Genomic DNA, 18,812 nt, shown 5'->3' with positions numbered 1-18,812 from the left:
GCGGCTCGACGCAGGTCACGCCCGCACAGGACGATGGCGTGTCCTTCCGCGCGGACGGGCTGGTCTCCGCACGGCCGCAGGGGTGGGCGTGGGACCACTCCGACCCCCTGTGGGGCGACTACCGCTGGACCGCCATGCTCGACCCGGTCGAGCTCGCCGACGGCGTGCGTCTCGACGAGGACGACGGCCCGGACGTGCGGGTGGAGGGCGTCGAGATCACCGAGGTCACCGAGGTGGAGCTGCGGGGGCGCGGACCTGGCAGGCGGTGTGCCGCCCGACCGTCGGCGCCTACGACCCCCGGTGCGGATGCTGCCCGCTGCTGGACAGCGTGGCCAGCCGGCTGGTGGAGTACGGCCCCGACGACCCGACCCTGGCGACCGGGCGGGAGAGCCTGCCGACGGCATACCTCGTCAGCCTCGACGTGCGGACCGGGATCGTCGTCGACGTCTCACCGCAGGACGGTGACGGGGCGGGCAGCAGCTTCGCCAACGAGATCCACGCCGTGGACGAGCCGCTCAGGCCGCCAGCGGCTCCCGCACGAGCCGGCCGATGAGCTCGGCCACCTGCCCGCGCACGTCGTCCGCGAGGTCACCGCTCTCGAGGGCTGCCGGGGCCGAGGCCAGACCGACCGTCTGCTCGAGCGGCCGCGCGCCCGCGACCTGCAGCACCCGCACCGCGTCCTCGCGCGCCCACTGCGCGGCCTTCGGCGAGGCGGAGGCGCCGAGCACGGCCACCGGCTTGCCGGCCAGGGCGGCCGCCCCGCGGGGCCGGGAGGCCCAGTCGATGGCGTTCTTGAGCACGCCGGGCAGCGAGCCGTTGAACTCCGGCGTCGCCACCACGAGGGCGTCGGCGGCGGTGACCTGGTCCCGGAACGCGCGCACGGCCTCCGGAGGGCTGTCCGTGTCGAGGTCCTGGTCGTAGTGCGGCAGCGAGGGCAGCAGCGTGCTGATCTCGCCGTCGACGCCCTCGGGCAGGGCGTCGAGCGCGGCCTGGGCCAGGCGACGGTTGGTCGAGTCGGGCCGCAGGCTGCCGACGAGGACGAGCACGGTGGGACGGTCGGTGGCAGTAGTCACGTGATGCGTCAACCATCAGCGCGGTGCCGGTATTCCCCCGCCCTCGGTCCCGTGGGACCCGGCACCGTGCCCGATCGGCACGGGACGCTCATCCGCGGGAGAGCCGCTCCTTGACCATGCCCGGGTTCGGGTTGGTGTGGGGTATGCCGTCGATCACCACGGTCGGGACGGTCTCGTTGCCGTCGTTGACGCTGCGGACGAAGGCGGCGCCCTCCTCGTCGTCCCAGATGTTGACCCAGGTCGCCCGGTCCTTGAGCCTGCCCAGGCGCGCCTTGAGCATGGCGCAGAAGCCGCACCCCGGTCGCCAGTAGATGACCACGTCTCCTCGTGGGTCGTCCTGCGCCATGTCCTCGACCTCCTGCTGGGTGGCTCCGCCCCGGCGGCCACGCCAGGGGGAGGTCCACCAGGCGATGCCGAGCGCCAGCACACCGTAGCCGACCGCCCACGCCGCGCGCCCGTCGCGGACGAGGTCCACGACGACCAGACCCAGGACGACGACGAGTGCTCCCCAGAGCCACGGTGACCTCATACCCCCATGGTGGCGGGGAACCGTCGCGCGCGCCTCCCTCGCCCGAGGGAGATGCCGCCGCCGTGGGCCTACGCTGGTGCGGTGACCGCTCGCCCGCAGGAGGGATACCTGGACCGTCGCTCGCCCCGCGGGCGGACGATGCTCGCGGCCGTCACCCTCGGATCTGGCGTCGCGATCCTCGACGGCTCCGTCGTCAACGTGGCCCTGCGCACCATCGGCGAGGACCTCGGCGCCACCCTCCCGCAGCTGCAGTGGATCGTCGGGGGCTACCTCCTCTCGCTCGCCTCCCTGGTGCTGGTGGCCGGCGCGCTCGGCGACCGGCTCGGCCGCCGCCGGGTCTACCTCGTCGGCATGGCGTGGTTCCTGCTCGCCTCGGCCCTGTGCGCGCTCGCGCAGGACCCGGCCCAGCTCATCGCGGCGCGGCTCGTCCAGGGCGTGGGCGCGGCGCTGCTCACCCCTGGTGCGCTCGCGCTCATCCAGGCGAGCTACGCCCCCGGTGACCGCGCGCCCGCGATCGGCACGTGGGCGGGCGTCAGCGGGATCGCGGCGGCCGTCGGCCCCCTGGTCGGCGGAGCCATCGTCGACACCACCAGCTGGCGCTGGATCTTCGCCATCAACATCCCGCTGTGCGTCGTCGTCATCGCGCTGGCGGCCTGGTCGGCTCCCGAGAGCAGGGACGTCGAGTCCACGGGGCGGTTCGACCTCGTGGGCTCGGCGCTCGTCGTCGTCGGGCTGGGCGCCTCCACGTGGGCCCTCACCACGGCTGCCGAGGCACCGACGGCGGCGCTCGTCCTGGCGTGGGTGGTGACCGCCCTGGCGGCGGCCGGCTTCCTCGTCTGGAGCCGGCGCGCCGCGCACCCGCTGGTGCCGCTGCACCTCTTCGGCTCCCGGGTCTTCTCCGCGGCCAACGCCATGACCCTGCTGGTCTACGGCGCCCTCGGCGCGGTCATGCTCTTCGTCGTCATCCAGCTGCAGGTCACCTCCGGCTGGTCGGCGACCGCCTCCGGGCTGGCCGGGCTTCCGGTGACCGTGGCGCTGCTGCTGCTCTCCACCCGGGCCGCGGCGCTCGCCGACCGCATCGGGCCGCGGGTGCCCATGACGGTGGGGCCGCTGGTGTGTGCCGTGGGCACCCTGCTCATGGTCGGGATCGGCCGCGACACCGGCTGGGGCGGGGTGCTGCCGGGCATGGTGGTCTTCGCCCTCGGGCTGGCGCTGCTCGTCTCGCCGCTCACCGCCGCGGTGCTCGCGGCTGTCGCGGACCGGTACGCCGGGCTGGCCAGCGGCATCAACAACGCCGTCGCCCGCACGGGGTCGCTGCTCGCGGTGGCCGCGCTGCCGGCGCTCGTCGGCCTGTCGGGCACGGACTACGCCGACCCGGTGGCCTTCACCGAGGGCTACCGCTGGGCCATGCTGGCCTGCACGGCGCTGCTGGCCGGCGGCGGTGTCATCAGCTGGTTCGGGCTGCGGCCGGGGCCGACCCGGGACCGGGTCAGCGCCACATCACCGCCGCACGTGTGAGCCGGCCGCGGCGTCGTCGCCGCGGCCACAGACCCACGGTCACCTGCAGCCGGGCGGACACGGCGGCCCCCAGTCACGCCTCCCCGGTGGCCAGCAGCCGCACGAACCCCTCCTCGTCGAGCACGGGCACGCCCAGCTCCTCCGCCTTGGCGGCCTTGGACCCGGCGTTGGCGCCGACGACCACGAAGTCGGTCTTCTTGCTCACCGAGCCGGACGCCTTGCCGCCGCGGCTGATGATCGCCTCCTTGGACTCGTCCCGCGAGAAGCCCTCGAGCGAGCCGGTGACGACCACGGTGCGGCCCTCGAGGGTGCGCTCGATCGAGGCGTCCCGCTCGTCGGCCATCCGCACCCCGTCGGCGGCCCACTGCTCGACGATCTCGCGGTGCCAGTCGACGTCGAACCACGCCACCACCGACTCGGCGATGATCTGGCCCACCCCCTCGGTCGCGGCCAGGTCCTCGACCGACGCCGACCGGATGGCGTCCATGGACCCGAACTCGGTGGCCAGCGCCCGGGCGGCCGTCGGGCCGACGTGCCGGATCGACAGGGCGACGAGCACCCGCCACAGCGGCTGCTCCTTGGCCCCCCGCAGGTGGGTCAGCAGGCGCTCCCCGTTGGCCGAGAGCACGCGCCCGTCGACGACCTCCTCCGGCGGGTCCGCCTTCTTGGCCGTCCGGGTGAAGAGCGGCACCTGCACGAGGCGCTCGCGGTCGGCCCGCTCCTCCTCCGGCGTGGGCGGCTCCTCCCCCGTGCCGTGGGCGAGGCCGAACAGTCCCGCCTCGTTGCGGATCACCCCGGCGTCCAGCAGGGCGGTGACCCCCTCGTAGCCGAGCGCCTCGATGTCGAAGGCGCCCCGGCCGGCCAGGCTGAAGAGGCGCTCCCGCAGCTGGGCCGGGCACTCCTTGCTGTTGGGGCACCGGATGTCCTTGTCGCCCTCCTTCTGGGCGGCCAGCTCGGTGCCGCAGGACGGGCAGTGCGTCGGCATGACGAACTCGCGCTCGTCCCCGGTGCGCAGGTCGGCCACCGGCCCGAGGATCTCGGGGATGACGTCGCCGGCCTTGCGCAGCACGACCGTGTCGCCGATGAGCACGCCCTTGCGCCGGACCTCGTGCTGGTTGTGCAGGGTGGCCCGCTCGACGGTGGACCCGGCCACCAGCACCGGCTCCATCAGCCCGTAGGGCGTGACGCGCCCCGTGCGACCGACGTCGACCCGGATGTCGAGCAGCCTGGTGGTGACCTCCTCGGGCGGGTACTTGTAGGCGATGGCCCACCGCGGGGCCCGCGAGGTCGCCCCGAGCTGGCGCTGCACCGCCACCTCGTCGACCTTGACGACCACCCCGTCGAGCTCGTGCTCGACGTCGTGCCGGTGCTCGCCGTAGTAGCGGACGATGTCGTGCACCTCGGCCCGGGAGGCGACGACCTGGGCGCGGGGGCTGACCGGCATCCCCCAGGCGCCGAGCACGGCATACGCCTGCGACTGGCGGGTGATGTCGAAGCCGGTGCGCGCGCCGATCCCGTGCACGAGCATGCGCAGGGGGCGGCCGGCCGACACCCGGGGGTCCTTCTGCCGCAGCGACCCGGCCGCCGAGTTGCGCGGGTTGGCGAAGGGCGCCTTGCCCGCCTCGACCAGGGAGGCGTTGAGCTCGGTGAAGCCCTCGAGCGGGAAGAAGACCTCGCCGCGGATCTCCACCAGACCAGGGATCGGGACGTCCTCCCCCTCGGGCTGCTCGGTCGGCGGCGTCAGCCGGTGCGGGACGCCCTCGATGGTGCGGACGTTGAGGGTGACGTCCTCACCGGTGCGACCGTCGCCGCGGGTGAGCGCCTGGGTGAGCAGGCCGTCCTCGTAGAGCAGGTTGACCGCGAGCCCGTCGATCTTGAGCTCGCACAGGTAGTGCACGTCGGCGCCCCCGGCCTCCCGCTCGACCCGGTCGAACCACTCGTCCAGCTCCTCCGGCGAGAAGGCGTTGTCGAGGCTGAGCATGCGCTCGCGGTGGTCGACGGCGGTGAACTCGGTGGAGAAGGTCCCGCCCACCTGCTGGGTGGGGCTCTCCGGGGTCCGCAGCGTGGGGTATGCCTCCTCCAGCTCCTCCAGCTCGCGCAGCAGCCCGTCGAACTCGCCGTCGCTGACGGTGGGCGCGTCGCGGACGTAGTAGGCGAACTGGTGGCCCCGGATCTGCTCGGCCAGCTCGCCCGCCCGGCGACGGACGTCCTGCGGGGGCTCGGGCTGCTCGGCGGGGCCGTCGGGACGCGTCGAGGGGCTGGTGTCGGTCACGTGCTCATTGTGCTGCACGCCACCGACACCAGCCCCTCGTGCTGGTCGGTCAGCCCCGGCTCAGCGGGTGCCCTTGAAGTAGGCGGTCGACTCCTTCTTCCAGAGGAGGAAGACGATGACCGCCGCCAGCACCGCGTTGAGCAGCGACAGGATGGTGTTGATCGTGCCCCCGGCGGCCGAGCCCGGCATCATGCTCGTGCCCAGCAGGCCGATGAGGGTCGTGACGACGTTGAGGACCCCGAGGACGGTCGCGACGATGCGCGCCCAGCCCTTGCCCTTGCCGTTGAAGAAGCCGAGGGCGAACCAGATAGCCGCGACGACGACCGCCCAGATCAGGCCGAAGATGGGAGCCGTGGACACCGCGGCGTCGACCATGGCGGCGTCCACCGGCTGACCGCTCGCCTCGAGCTGGGACTCGATCGCCGAGCGCAGCTGGTCCTCGGGGGTGGCCAGCGCGACGACCCCGCCGATGAGCGAGATGACACCGCCGGCGTACATGAGCTTCTGGGCCAGGCCCACCGACTGCGGCTTGGCGACGGCCCCCGCCGGGGCGCCGCCGTGGGCGCCGTCGTGGGCGTCGTAGCTCGGCGCCGCCTGGAAGCCACCCTCGTGCTGGCGGGCGTCCGCGTCGTGGCGCGGTGCGCTCGGGTCGTGGTGCGGGTCGTCGTGACCCGGGTTCTGTGACATCTCTCCCCTTCCATGGGCGTGCCGGACGCACGCGTGACGCGGCCAGCCTAGCGGGGCAGGAGTGACTCAGGTGGCAGCCGCCTCGGCAAGTCTGGACGCGACCTGGGAGAGCGACCGCGTGACCTGTTGCGCCCCGGCCGGGCTGGAGGACGCCAGCCCGCACGGCGGGGTGAGGCCGACGTCGCCCAGCGCGGCGACCGGGAGCCCGGCCTCGTGCCAGCGCCGCAGCAACGGCTCGAGCGGGTCGGCGGCTCCCGCGTCGACCCCCGCCCAGAGCCGGCGGCCCGCCTCGACCGCGGCCGCGACCTGCTCGAACCTCCCCCGCCCCACCTGCGCGAGGTCCAGCGAGAGCAGCCCCGCGCCCGCCTCGACCAGCACGTCCACCGGCGGGTCGGCGGCGCAGGTGTGCACACCGCCTACCTCGGCGCCGGGCTGGTCGAGCACCTGCCGCAGCACCGCCACCGCCTCGCCCCGCTCGGGCGTGCGCAGGACGCGGTAGCCGGACTCGGAGCGGATGCGCCCGGCCAGCACGGCGGTGAGGGACGGCTCGTCCATCTGCAGGAGCAGCTCGGCACCCGGGACCAGGCGCTGCACCCGGCCGAGGTAGGCCGCCACCCCCTCGGTGAGCGAGGCCACCACGTCGCGGGTGGCGCCGGGGTCGTCCAGCACCCGGTCGCCGAGCGGGCGCCACAGCGAGGCGGCCAGGGTCCACGGCCCGGCGACCTGCACCTTGAGCGGCCCCGCGTAGCCGTCCAGCGCCTCGGCGAGCTCGTCCAGGTCCTGGGTCAGCAGGGACGCCGCGCGCTCCGCGTCCCGGCCCGGCCGGTCCACCAGGCGCCAGGCCCTGCGGCTGCAGGTCCACCGGCAGGTCGACGAGCAGGTGCGCACCGCGACCCACCAGGTCGGCACCGGGCCCGCGGGCGGGGAGCTCGAGCAGGTACGGCACGGACCGCACCCCCTCCGGCGCACCGGAGGCGAGCTCGCCACCCACCACCCGCAGCGCCTCACGCACGTCGGTGCCGGGCCAGGATCCGATACCGCTGACGTCGACCACGGCGCTCACTGTAGGCGGTGGGGCTGGGGAGCCGGCACCCGCCGGACGGCACCAGGGCCCGTGGGCGGCTCAGGACCGCCCGGTCGAGGCGATGGTGGCCGAGCCGACGACGCGCGTGCCGTCGTAGAGCACGACCGACTGGCCGGGCGCGACTCCCCGGACCCGCTCGGCGAGGCGCACCGTCACCCGCTCCGGTATGCCGTCGCCGCCGTCCGCGTGCACGTCCACCTCGGCGGGGTACTCCCGGCCGTGGGCGCGGATCTGCGCGCCGAGCGCGACCTCGCCGGTCGGCGCCGGCCCGCACCAGCGCAGGTGGTCGCCCTCGACGACGTCCACCCCGAGCAGCTCCTCCGGGCCGACGACGACCGTGTTGGACCGGGTGTCGGTCGACACGACGTAGCGCGGCTTGCCGTCGGCGGCGGGGACCTTGAGCCCGAGGCCACGGCGCTGCCCGACCGTGTAGCCGTAGGCTCCCCCGTGCTCGCCGACGACCTCGCCGTCGCTGTCGACGATCGGGCCGGGGGCGGTGCCGAGGCGCTTCGCGAGGTAGCCCCGGGTGTCGCCGTCGGCGATGAAGCAGATGTCGTGGCTGTCCGGCTTCTTCGCGACCGAGAAGCCGCGCTCGCGCGCCTCCTCACGGATCTGGGGCTTGGTGGTGTCGCCGAGGGGGAAGAAGCTCCGGGCGAGCTGGTCGGCGTCGAGCACCCCCAGCACGTAGGACTGGTCCTTGGCCGGGTCGACCGCCCGGTGCAGCTCGCGCCGCACCCCGCCCGGCGCCCCGGGGTCGGCGACCTCCTCGATCTGCGCGTAGTGGCCGGTGGCGACGGCGTCGAAGCCCAGCGCGAGCGCCTTGTCCAGCAGCGCGGCGAACTTGATCTTCTCGTTGCAGCGCAGGCAGGGGTTGGGGGTGCGACCGGCGGCGTACTCCGCGGCGAAGTCCTCGACGACGTCCTCCCGGAACCGCTGCGCCATGTCCCACACGTAGAACGGGATGCCGAGCCGGTCGGCGACCCGGCGTGCGTCGCCGGCGTCCTCGATGGTGCAGCAGCCGCGGGCCGACTCCCGCAGGGTGGCGGCCGACTGGGCCAGCGCGAGGTGGACCCCGACCACCTCGTGACCGGCGTCGAGCATCCGGGCGGCGGCGACCGCCGAGTCGACCCCGCCGCTCATCGCGGCGACGACGCGCATCAGGCGCTCCTGGCCGCGCGGGCCCCGGTGGCCGCGGCGTGCGCCCGGCGGGCGCGCTCCAGGGCCGGCGGCAGCGCGGCGAGGACGGCGTCGACGTCGCTGCGGGTGGAGCCGTGGCCGAGGGTGAGCCGCAGGGCCCCGGCCGCCTCGTCCTCCGGCACCCCCATGGCGAGCAGCACGTGGCTCGGTCGGGGCACCCCGGCCTGGCACGCGGACCCGGTCGAGCAGGCGACACCCGCGGCGTCGAGCAGGTAGAGCAGCGAGTCCCCCTCGCAGTCGGCGACCCGCAGGTGCACGTTGCCGGCGAGGCGGCTGGTGGTGTCACCGGGGCTCCAGGGCCCGGAGACGGTGATGCCCGGGTCGAGCGCGAGCGCCCCGGTGACGAGGGCGTCGCGCAGCTCCCCGAGGTGTGCCGCGTGCTCGGCCTGGTGCTGCGCCGCGTGGGTGACGGCCACCGCGAGTCCGGCGATCGCCGGGGTGTCGAGGGTGCCCGAGCGCAGGCCGCGCTCCTGGCCGCCGCCGTGGGTGAGCGGCACCGGCGCCTGGTCCCGGCCGGCGGTGAGCACGCCGACGCCCAGCGGGCCGCCGACCTTGTGGCCGGTGACGACCCCCAGGTCCACCTGGGAGAGGTCGAGCGGGACCTGGCCGAGGGCCTGGACGGCGTCGGAGTGGAACGGGATGCCGTGCTCCCGGGCCAGCGCGGCGAGCGCCGGCACCGGGGCGACCGTGCCCACCTCGTTGTTGGCCCACATGACGCTGACGAGGGCTACCGTGCCCGGCCCGCCGTCGGCCGCGACCGCCGCGGCCAGGGCGTCGGGGGTCACCAGACCCTGGGGGTCCGGCTCGACCCAGGTCACCCGAGCCCTCTCGTGCGCCACGAGGTGCTCGACGGGGTCGAGGACGGCGTGGTGCTCGGTCCCGGCGACGACGAGCCGGTCGCGCGCCGGGTCGACGGCGCGGCGGGCGGCATACGTCCCCTTGACCGCGAGGTTGTCCGCCTCGGTGCCGCCCGAGGTGAAGACGACCTCGGAGGGCCGCACGCCGAGCGCCTGGGCGACCTGCTCGCGCGACTCCTCGACGACGCGGCGGGCGCGACGGCCGGGGTCGTGCAGCGAGCTGGCGTTGCCGGTCTGCCGCATCTCGCGGGCGACCACCTCGACGACCTCCTCGAGGACGGGCGTCGTCGCGGCGTGGTCGAGGTAGACGCGGGCAGGTGCGGGCACAGACATGACGGGGACCAGTCTACGAGCGGCCCGGTGGCGTCAGGGCACCGCGGACCGGCGGGGCCGGGAGGGCTCAGGCCTTGTTCTGCTGCACCTTGTCGGCCGCCTGCGGCAGGATCGTGAAGAGGTCGCCGACGACGCCGAAGTCGACCAGCTCGAAGATGGGAGCCTCGGCGTCCTTGTTGACCGCGACGATCGTCTTGGAGGTCTGCATGCCGGCGCGGTGCTGGATCGCGCCGGAGATGCCGGCCGCGACGTAGAGCTGCGGGCTGACCGAGACACCGGTCTGGCCGACCTGGTGGGAGTGCGGGTACCACCCGGCGTCCACGGCCGCCCGCGAGGCGCCCACGGCCGCACCGAGCGCGTCCGCGAAGGCCTCGACCGGACCGAAGTCCCCGCCCGTGCCGCGCCCGCCCGACACCACGATCGCGGCCTCGGTGAGCGAGGGCCGCCCGGACTTCTCCTTGGCCGTCCGCGAGGTGACCCGGGCCGCCCGGGCCGCGTCGGAGACCTCCGTGGAGACCTCCTCCTCGACCGGGCTCGCCGCCGACTCCTCTGCCGGGATGCTGTTGGGCTTGACGGTGACGATGGGGGTGCCGGTGCCCACCTGCGCGGCGACGGTGTAGCTCCCCGCGAAGACCGACTTGGTCACCCGCAGCCCACCGTCGCCGGTCGCGATGTCGACCGCGTCGGTGATGACCCCGGAGCCGGTCTTGATGGCGAGGCGGCCGGCGACCTCCTTGGCGTCGTTGGTGGAGGCCACCAGCACGGCGGCCGGCGAGGTGCGCCCGACCAGGTCGGCCAGCAGCTCGGCCACCGGGGCGACGAGGTGGTCGGTGTAGACGGCGTCGTCCGCGACGTAGACCTTCGCCGCGCCGTAGCGGCCGAGGGTCTCCTTCGCGGCGGCATACCCCTGCCCGACGAAGACGGCCGAGGGCTCACCGAGGCGCCGCGCCGCGGTGAGCATCTCGGCGGTGGTCTTGCGGACGTCGCCGTCGACGTGGTCGACCAGGACGAGGACTTCACTCATGTCTGCAGACTCCTTGGTATGTCGTGTCGGCCCGGTCAGGCGAGCCGGCGCCCGGCCAGGAAGTCGGCGAGCGCCTCGCCACCCTGGCCCTCGTCGGTGACGACCTCGCCGGCCTCGCGCGGCGGCCGCGCCTGCGTCTCCTCGACGCGCGCCCAGGCCGCGTCCAGACCGACCTGGGAGGGGTCGACGCCGAGGTCGGCCAGGCTCCAGGTCTGCACGGGCTTCTTCTTGGCCGCCATGATCCCCTTGAAGGAGGGGTAGCGCGGCTCGTTGATCTGGTCGGTGACCGACACCACGGCCGGCAGGTCGGCCTCCACGGTCTCGGAGAAGGACTCGTTGTCGCGGCGGATGCGCACGTGGCCGCCCTCGACGGTGAGCTCGGAGGCGAAGGTCACCTGGGGCAGGCCGAGCCGCTCGGCGAGCATGGCCGGCACGACCGACATGACCCCGTCGGTGGAGGCCAGCCCGGTGAGGACGAGGTCGACGTCGCCGCACTTCTTCACCGCCTCGGCCAGCACCAGCGACGTCGCCACCGCGTCGGAGCCGGCGATGGCCTCGTCCAGCACGTGGACCCCCTGGTGGGCCCCCATCTGCAGGCTCTTCTTGATGGCGGTCGCGGCGTCGTCCGGACCCATGGTGAGCACCGTGACCTCACCCTCGCCCGCCTCGACGATCTTGAGCGCCTCCTCGACGGCGTACTCGTCCAGCTCGGAGAGCAGGCCGTCCACCCCCTCGCGGTCGGTGGTGCGGTCGGACTCGAAGCCGCGGTCGCCCTGGGCGTCCGGGACGTACTTCACACAGACGACGATGTTCACTGCTCACGTCCTCGTGGTTGTAGGTGGGTCGTTGGTCCCATCTTGACACTTGACGCTCGCGTCAAGCCAACTGGGGGCCGATGCTCACGTGAAGAGCGTCGGGACCCAGGTGATCGCCATGACCCCGAGGGTGAGCAGCGGGTAGAGCCAGACGCCCGCGCGACGCGTCGCGGTGCTGCGTCGCGGCGCCTCGCCCGGGCCGGTGATCTCCTCCTCGCCCGGGTTGCCCGCGGACAGCAGGCCGGAGACCGCCAGGGCCAGCACCCCCGCGACGGCGACCGGGAGGACCGGCAGCGTGGCCACCTCGCCCCGGAGCAGCAGCAGACAGACGACGAAGACGGCGCTCGGCGCGCTGAGGACGAGCCAGGCCAGCACGGGACGCTGCACGACGAGGCGCAGCAGCGGTGTGGGGCGCAGCACGAGCGCACCGGCACCCAGCGCGGTGACGGCGAGGACGACGAGGTAGCCCGTGGTGAGGCGCACCGGGCCGTCGGCCAGCCAGGCGGTGAAGGCGCCCAGGACCATGAGCATCCCGGCGAGCCCGAGGAGGAGCTCCAGGACGGTGCGCCGGTCCGGCTCCCACGGCCGGCCCTTGGGCAGCGCGCGGGCGTAGTCGACCGCCTCGCCGAAGGCGTCCGTGGCCGGCTCGCCCCCGTCGCGGACGTGGCTCTCCACGGTGGCGAGCTGGTCGCCGATCACCCGCGGGGCCACCCCCCGCAGGTGCTGCTCGGTCACGAACGCACGCACCCACGCGGGGTCGACGCTCGGGGCGAGGCGCTCGGGGTGGGAGGTGGGACGCCCGGAGGTGGTCATCGCTCGCTCGCTTCCGCACGAGCGGGGGCGGCCGCATCGGTCAGCCCCCGCGTGGTGGTGGTGAACCCGGCCCACAGGGCGGCCTGCTCGCCGGCGTGGGCGCGACCCTGGTCGGTCAGGGTGAAGAACTTGCGGCCCGGTCCCCCCTCGCCCGCTCGCCACTCGACCGCGAGGTGCCCCGCCTCCTCGAGACGGGACAGCAGGGGGTAGAGGGTGCCGCCCTTCACGGTGCCCAGCCCGGCCTGCTCGAGCCGGCGGGTGATGGCGTAGCCGTAGCTGGGACCGTCGAGCAGGACGCGCATCACGCAGACCCCCAGGACACCCCGGAGCCACTCGCTGGGCCACTCGATCTCGGACACGACTAGATCGTAAGCCTGACTAGTCAGACACGTCAACTAGAGCGGGCGCAGGACCAGCTAGAGCGGGCGCAGGACGAGACAGAACCCACCACTGGCGACGCCCGGTGGGGGCCGATGAGCCACCGAGCGCCGTGAATGGTTGCCCCCAGACCGACCGGGCGCCGTGAAAGGTTGCCCCCAGACCGACCGAGCGCCGTAAATGGTTGCTCCCGGGGGTGAGGGGCAACCACAGGCGACGCCCGGTGGGGTCAGGGGCAACCACAGGCGACGCCCGGTGAGGTCAGGGGCAACCACAGGCGACGCCCGGTGAGGTCAGGGGCAACCACAGGCGACGCCCGGTGAGGTCAGGGGCAACCACAGGCGACGCCCGGTGGGGCTCGATGGGCCACCGAGCGCCGTGAAGGGTTGCTCCCAGACCGACCGAGCGCCGGGTGTGGTTGCGCCAGCAACCACACCCGGCGCTCGGTCGGTGAGGAGAGCGACAGGGACGAGGGGTCAGCGGCCGGTGAACTCCGCCTTGCCGGGGCCCTGCTCGACGAAGGAGCGCATGCCGATCCCGCGGTCCCTCGTCGCGAAGACGCCGGCGAACTGCATCGCCTCGATGGCCAGGCCGGTCTCGAGGTCGCCGTCGAGACCGCGGTCGATGGCCTCCTTGGCGGCCCGCAGCGCGAGGCCCGGGCCACCGACGTATCCGCGCACCATCTCCAGGGCCGTGGCGTGCGCCTGACCGGGGTCGCACACCCGGTCGACGAGGCCCATCTCGAGCGCCTCGGCGGCATCGACCATGCGGCCGGTGAAGACGAGGTCCTTGGCCCGGGCCGGGCCGACGAGCCGGGCGAGCCGCTGGCTGCCCCCCGCGCCGGGGATCACGCCGAGCAGGATCTCCGGCTGGCCGAGCCGGGCGTCCGAGGCCGCGACGCGGAAGTCGGCGCAGAGCGCGAGCTCGTTGCCGGCCCCGAGGGCATAGCCCTCGATGGCGGCGACCACCGGCTTGGGGATGCGCGCGACCGCCGAGAAGCACTCCTGGATGACCGGGGCGCGCCGGACCATGTCCGGGTAGGACATGTCCTGCATCTCCTTGATGTCGGCGCCGGCGGCGAAGACCTTCTCGCCGCCGTAGAGCACGACGGCCGCGACCTCGTCGTCCTCGCCGACCAGACGCGCCGCCTCGCCGAGGGCGTCCTGGACCTCGATGGACAGCGGGTTCATCGACGGCCGGTCGATGCGGACGGTGGCGATGCCGTCCTCGATCTCGACGCGGACGAGGTCGCTCGCCGTGGCGAGGGTCCGGCTCACGCCTGGCCCTCCGGGGCCCCGCCCCCGTCGACGCTCCCGTCGCCGGGAGCCTGCTGGCCCCGGGAGCCGACGCTCAGCCACGGGCCCACCTCGGTGCCCTCAGGGGCTCCCTCGGGCAGGTCGGGCTCCTCCCCGCGCTCGACCTGCGCCTTGGCGATGACGTTGCGGTGCCAGAGCTGCAGCGCCTGCAGCAGCAGGCCGGTGGCGATCTGGACCTTGGGCTTGGGCGGCTCGGAGCGGGCGATGATCTGCTCGACGGCCAGCACGAGGTTGCCGCTGGCGATGCCGGCCTTGACCAGGTTGACCCCCAGCGTCACGTCGTTGCACCCGTTGAGCCGGGTGAAGAGCTCCTCGGGGACGCTGCTGGCGATCTGCCACTGGCCGTAGATGCGCATGATGTCGAACTGCTCGCCCTCGATGACCTTGACGAACAGCTTCTGCCCCTGCACCTCGAAGGCGACGTCGCCGGCCTTGTCCAGGTTGGGCGACATCTGGAGGTCCTGGAGGGCGTCGAGGACGCGACCGGTCAGCGGGTGCTCCTGCGGGGGCGGCGGGAAGTTGGGCAGCGAGGTCGGATCACTCATGGCTCCAACGTAACGGCTCCGTCCGCGTCATGCGCAGCCCCGCCCGGTGGTGGCCCTACGCTGGGCCCCCATGTCCGTCCCGTCCCGGCCCCGCCGCAGCCTCGACCGCCCACCGCCGCTGGGCGTGACGTCGACGGCCGACGGCCCCGAGATCGCCGTGCTGGCACGGCACGCCACCGCCGTCGAGGTCTGCCTGTCCACGCCCGCCGGCGAGCACCGCGTCCCGCTGACCCGCACCGCCCACGGGATCTGGTGGGACCTCGTGCCCGAGCTGGTCCCCGGGGCGCGCTACGGCCTGCGGGTGCACGGGCCCTGGGCCCCCGACCAGGGGCACCGGCACAACCACGACAAGCTGCTGCTCGACCCCTACGCCGGTGCCGTGGAGGGTGAGGTGACCTGGCGCCCCGAGGTCTACGGACACGTGGCCGGCGATCACGGCTGGACCGACCCGGAGGCCCGCGACGACCGGGACTCGGCCCCGTTCGTGCCCCGCTCGGTGGTCGTCGACCACACCGCCTTCGACTGGGGCGGGGACGCCCGGCCCGAGGTGCCGTGGACCGACACGGTCCTCTACGAGGCGCACGTGCGCGGTCTGACCCGCCGGCACCCGGACGTCCCGCCGGAGCAGCGGGGCACCTACGCGGCGCTCGGCCACCCGGCGGTGCTCGAGCACCTGACGAGCCTGGGGGTGACCACCCTCGAGCTGCTCCCGGTGCACGCCTTCACCTCCGAGCCCTCCCTGGTCCGGCGCGGCCTGACCAACTACTGGGGCTACAACTCCCTGGGCTTCTTCGCCCCGCACGCCCCGTACGCCGCCGCGAGCGACCCCCAGGCCGTCGTCGACGAGGTGAAGGGCGCCGTCCGGGCCCTGCACGGGGCGGGCATCGAGGTCGTCCTCGACGTCGTCTACAACCACACGGCCGAGCAGTCGTCCTGGGACGGGCCGACCCTCGGGCCGCGCGGCCTGGACAACCGCACCTACTACCGCCTCGACGACCGCGGCCGGGACATCGACGTCACCGGCTGCGGCAACACCCTGGACCTGCGGGACCCTCAGGTGGCGCGCATGGTCCTGGACTCGTTGCGGCACTGGGTCGAGGAGTTCCACGTCGACGGCTTCCGCTTCGACCTCGCCCCGGCCCTGGCGCGCGGACGCGACGACGCCTACGACCGGGAGCACGCCTTCCACGTGGCCCTGGAGAGCGACCCGGTCCTGTCGCGGGTCAAGCTCGTCGCCGAGCCGTGGGACGTCGGCGTGCACGGGTGGCGGACCGGACAGTTCCCCGCCGTCTTCTCCGAGTGGAACGACCGGTTCCGCGACACGGCCCGGACCTACTGGCTGGCCGACGTCTCCCGCCGCCGGCACGGGCACGGCGGCCACGGGGTGCGCGAGCTCGCGACCCGGCTGGCCGGCTCGGCCGACCTCTTCGGGCACGACGGGCGCGGACCGCTCGCCTCGGTCAACCTCGTCACCGCCCACGACGGCTTCACGCTGGCCGATCTCACGGCCTACGAGCACAAGCACAACCACGCCAACGGGGAGGACAACCGGGACGGCCACGGGGACAACCGGTCGTGGAACCACGGCGTCGAGGGGCCGACCGAGGACGCCGACGTGCTGCGAGCCCGCCGACGCTCCCTGCGCAACCTGCTCGGGACCCTGCTGCTCGCCCCCGGCGTCCCGATGCTCGTGGCCGGTGACGAGCTGGGGCGCAGCCAGGCCGGCAACAACAACGCCTACTGCCAGGACTCCGAGCTGACCTGGGTGGACTGGGACCTGGCGGACTGGCAGTCCGCCCTCCTGGCGGACACCCGGTCCCTGCTGGAGCTGCGGCGGGAGCTCACCCTGCTGCGCTCGACCGGCTTCCCGACCTTCGACCCCCTCCCCGGCCGCACCCGGCTGCGGTGGTTCGCCGAGGACGGCGAGGTGCTGGGCGAGCACCAGTGGAACGACCCGCACCGCAGCACGCTCACGGCCCTCTTCGACACCCTGCACCACGACACGCCGGACGACGGACGCCGCGCCGTCGCGGTGCTGCTGCACGCCGGCACGGCCCCGGCCTCCCTGCGGCTGCCGGAGGTCGAGGGCGTCCGGTCCTGGCGCGTGCGCTTCACCAGCGAGGCCGACCCGCCCGGCGGGCCCGAGCCGGACGCCGCGGGCCCGGTCGAGGTCGGCCCGACGAGCCTCACGGTGCTCACCGCGACCGTCTCCGGGACGGGCGGGGAGGCCGCGGCGCCGCGCGTGGTTTCCGGCGCGGAAGCCCGGTAGGTTGGTGCGGGTGACCGAGCACTCGACCACGCCCGTCCCGTCCACCCCTGCGCCCGGAGGCCCCGCCTCCTCCTCCGTCGACCGGTCGGTCCTGGCCGCCGTCGGCCAGGAGCCGCTGGGCCGGATCCCCGTCCTCGACGTCGAGCCGGTGGTCGACGGAGGACGCCGCCCCACCAAGTCCGTCGTCGGCGAGGTCTTCACCGTGACCGCGACGGTCTTCCGCGAGGGGCACGACGCGGTCAACGCCACCGTGGTGCTGACCGGCCCGGACGGCGCCGATCACCACGTCCCGATGACGTGCACCAACCCGGGGCTCTCGCACTGGCAGGCACAGGTCCACGCCGACCGTGAGGGCGTCTGGAGCTTCCGCGTCGAGGGGTGGTCGGACCCCTACGCCACCTGGGAGCACGACGGGACCATCAAGGTCGAGGCCGGGGTGGACGTCGAGCTCATGCTCGAGGAGGGTGCCCGCGTGCTGGAGCGCGCGCTCGACGACGGCGAGCACGACGACGCCGACCGACAGGTCCTCGAGGACGCCGTCCACACCCTGCGGCGCAGCGCCCTGCCGGTCCTCGAACGGCTGCACGCCGGCACCTCGCCGCAGGTCGAGGACGTCCTGGCCCGCACCCCGCTGCGCGAGCTGGTCAGCCCGTCCCCGGCCGTCACCTGGCTGGTCGAGCGCCGGCTGGCGCTCACCGGGGCGTGGTACGAGATCTTCCCGCGCTCCGAGGGCGCGACCCGGGACCCGGACACCGGTCTGTGGACCAGCGGCACCTTCACCACCGCCCAGGAGCGGCTGCCGGCCATCGCGGACATGGGTTTTGACGTGGTCTACCTCACCCCCGTGCACCCCATCGGGCGCACGAACCGCAAGGGGCGCAACAACACCCTCGACGCCGGCGAGCACGACCCCGGCTCGCCCTACGCCATCGGCTCCGCCGAGGGTGGGCACGACGCGCTGCACCCGGACCTCGGCGACTTCGCGGACTTCGACGCCTTCGTCGACCGCGCGCACGGCCTGGGCCTGGAGGTGGCGATGGACATCGCCCTGCAGGCGTCCCCGGACCACCCGTGGGCCACCGAGCACCCGGAGTTCTTCCAGATCCGCGCGGACGGCTCCATCGCCTACGCCGAGAACCCCCCGAAGAAGTACCAGGACATCTACCCGGTCTTCTTCGACAACACCCCGGACGAGGTGTACGCCGAGATCCGCCGGGTGGTCCAGGTGTGGATCGACCACGGCATCCGGATCTTCCGGGTCGACAACCCGCACACCAAGCCGGTGAACTTCTGGCAGTGGCTCATCGCCGACGTCGCGAAGGACCACCCCGACGTCATCTGGCTGGCCGAGGCCTTCACCAAGCCGATGATGATGCGCACCCTCGCCAAGGTGGGCTTCCAGCAGTCCTACACCTACTACGCCTGGCGCAGCACCGCCGCCGAGCTGTCCGAGTACGTCACCGAGCTCGCCACCGAGACCGCGCCCTACATGCGCCCCTCGTTCTGGCCGACGACGCACGACATCCTCACGCCCTACATGAGCAACGGCGGGGTGACCGCCCACATGGTGCGCTCCGCGCTGGCCGCGACCCTGGTGCCGACCTACGGCATCTACGCCGGCTTCGAGCACGTCGAGGACGTGCCCCGCACGGGCGCCGAGGAGCACGTCGACAACGAGAAGTACGAGTTCAAGGACCGACGCTGGGGTGAGCCGGTGCCCGGCCGGCCGGACCTCACCGGCTGGTTGACCATGCTCAACCGGGTCCGGGCCGAGCACCCGAGCCTGCACTGGCTGCGCAACGTCACCTTCCACCACGCCGAGGACGCGAACCTCCTGGTGTTCTCCAAGCACGGCGGGGGCGCCGGGGACGGCTCGGAGCAGGACACCGTGCTCGTCGTCGCCAACCTCGACCCCTACACCGTGCGCGGGAGCCGGCTGCACCTGGACCTGCCCGCACTCGGGCTCTCCTGGGGCGACCGCTTCGGTGCGCACGACCTCGTCACCGGGGCGAGCTGGACGTGGGACGACGCGCCCTACGTCGAGCTCGGTCCCGGCTACGGCCACGAGCCGGTCCACATCGTCCACGTCACCACCGCCTGAG

Annotated in this window: 17 protein-coding genes; 4 read left to right on the top strand and 13 right to left on the bottom strand. The window is 74.0% G+C overall.

Features of this window, described 5'->3' with window-relative positions; genetic code table 11:
• Nucleotides 1-265 precede the first annotated feature (265 nt).
• Nucleotides 266-553: a hypothetical protein gene (locus FHD63_RS03245; protein WP_139720102.1), complete on the top strand. Its 288-nt coding sequence runs from the start codon at nt 266-268 to the stop codon at nt 551-553.
• On the opposite strand, the gene FHD63_RS03240 is transcribed toward FHD63_RS03245, so the two are convergent.
• On the bottom strand, nt 516-1,073 hold the full coding sequence (locus tag FHD63_RS03240) for an NADPH-dependent FMN reductase (protein ID WP_238705745.1): 558 nt from the start codon (nt 1,071-1,073) through the stop codon (nt 516-518). The genes FHD63_RS03245 and FHD63_RS03240 overlap by 38 nt on opposite strands.
• Before the next feature lie 88 nt (nt 1,074-1,161).
• The gene (locus FHD63_RS16445) at nt 1,162-1,602 is read right to left on the bottom strand and encodes a glutaredoxin domain-containing protein (protein WP_238705744.1); all 441 of its coding nucleotides are present in this window, start codon (nt 1,600-1,602) and stop codon (nt 1,162-1,164) included.
• Between the two features lie 81 nt (nt 1,603-1,683).
• Between FHD63_RS16445 and FHD63_RS03230 the strand changes: the two genes are divergently transcribed.
• Nucleotides 1,684-3,120, top strand: a complete 1,437-nt coding sequence (locus FHD63_RS03230; protein ID WP_338056419.1) for an MFS transporter — start codon at nt 1,684-1,686, stop codon at nt 3,118-3,120.
• Nucleotides 3,121-3,193: 73 nt separating this feature from the next.
• Here the strand turns inward: FHD63_RS03230 and ligA are convergent, their stop codons facing one another.
• The 11 genes from ligA to FHD63_RS03175 form a co-directional block, all read right to left on the bottom strand.
• Nucleotides 3,194-5,392: an NAD-dependent DNA ligase LigA gene (ligA, locus tag FHD63_RS03225; RefSeq protein WP_238705743.1), complete on the bottom strand. Its 2,199-nt coding sequence runs from the start codon at nt 5,390-5,392 to the stop codon at nt 3,194-3,196.
• A gap of 60 nt (nt 5,393-5,452) precedes the next feature.
• Complete coding sequence (locus FHD63_RS03220) at nt 5,453-6,079, bottom strand: hypothetical protein (protein WP_139720096.1); 627 nt, start codon at nt 6,077-6,079, stop codon at nt 5,453-5,455.
• Nucleotides 6,080-6,145: 66 nt separating this feature from the next.
• Nucleotides 6,146-6,988, bottom strand: coding sequence for a uroporphyrinogen decarboxylase/cobalamine-independent methonine synthase family protein (locus tag FHD63_RS03215; RefSeq protein ID WP_238705878.1), 843 nt, complete (start codon nt 6,986-6,988; stop codon nt 6,146-6,148).
• A 214-nt stretch (nt 6,989-7,202) separates the two neighbouring features.
• On the bottom strand, nt 7,203-8,321 hold the full coding sequence (gene mnmA / locus FHD63_RS03210; RefSeq protein WP_139720095.1) for a tRNA 2-thiouridine(34) synthase MnmA: 1,119 nt from the start codon (nt 8,319-8,321) through the stop codon (nt 7,203-7,205).
• Nucleotides 8,321-9,550 (bottom strand): cysteine desulfurase family protein, encoded by a 1,230-nt coding sequence (locus tag FHD63_RS03205; RefSeq protein ID WP_139720093.1) that lies wholly within the window; start codon nt 9,548-9,550, stop codon nt 8,321-8,323. Before FHD63_RS03205 ends, mnmA begins: the two co-directional genes overlap by 1 nt.
• 67 nt (nt 9,551-9,617) lie before the next feature.
• Nucleotides 9,618-10,574, bottom strand: a complete 957-nt coding sequence (locus FHD63_RS03200; protein WP_139720091.1) for an electron transfer flavoprotein subunit alpha/FixB family protein — start codon at nt 10,572-10,574, stop codon at nt 9,618-9,620.
• A 35-nt stretch (nt 10,575-10,609) separates the two neighbouring features.
• Complete coding sequence (locus tag FHD63_RS03195) at nt 10,610-11,389, bottom strand: electron transfer flavoprotein subunit beta/FixA family protein (RefSeq protein WP_139720089.1); 780 nt, start codon at nt 11,387-11,389, stop codon at nt 10,610-10,612.
• Nucleotides 11,390-11,473: 84 nt separating this feature from the next.
• Nucleotides 11,474-12,202: a hypothetical protein gene (locus tag FHD63_RS03190; RefSeq protein ID WP_139720087.1), complete on the bottom strand. Its 729-nt coding sequence runs from the start codon at nt 12,200-12,202 to the stop codon at nt 11,474-11,476.
• A complete protein-coding gene (locus FHD63_RS03185) occupies nt 12,199-12,561 on the bottom strand; it encodes a PadR family transcriptional regulator (protein WP_238705742.1) in 363 nt (120 codons plus the stop codon). The genes FHD63_RS03190 and FHD63_RS03185 overlap by 4 nt, the downstream gene beginning before the upstream one ends.
• 495 nt (nt 12,562-13,056) lie before the next feature.
• Nucleotides 13,057-13,857, bottom strand: a complete 801-nt coding sequence (locus FHD63_RS03180; RefSeq protein WP_139720085.1) for an enoyl-CoA hydratase/isomerase family protein — start codon at nt 13,855-13,857, stop codon at nt 13,057-13,059.
• Entirely contained in the window at nt 13,854-14,441 is a 588-nt protein-coding gene (locus tag FHD63_RS03175) for a hypothetical protein (RefSeq protein WP_174964892.1), read from the bottom strand. The genes FHD63_RS03180 and FHD63_RS03175 overlap by 4 nt, the downstream gene beginning before the upstream one ends.
• Nucleotides 14,442-14,511: 70 nt before the next feature.
• On the opposite strand from FHD63_RS03175, the gene glgX reads away from it, so the two are divergent.
• A complete protein-coding gene (gene glgX / locus FHD63_RS03170) occupies nt 14,512-16,710 on the top strand; it encodes a glycogen debranching protein GlgX (protein WP_139720083.1) in 2,199 nt (732 codons plus the stop codon).
• Between the two features lie 10 nt (nt 16,711-16,720).
• The gene (locus tag FHD63_RS03165; RefSeq protein ID WP_139720081.1) at nt 16,721-18,811 is read left to right on the top strand and encodes a maltotransferase domain-containing protein; all 2,091 of its coding nucleotides are present in this window, start codon (nt 16,721-16,723) and stop codon (nt 18,809-18,811) included.
• Nucleotide 18,812: the final 1 nt, after the last annotated feature.

The sequence above is a fragment of the Serinicoccus chungangensis genome, from assembly GCF_006337125.1.
Lineage (GTDB): Bacteria > Actinomycetota > Actinomycetes > Actinomycetales > Dermatophilaceae > Ornithinicoccus > Ornithinicoccus chungangensis.
Note: the sequence above shows the minus strand (reverse complement) of the source record. Positions and strands in the feature narration are given on the sequence as shown.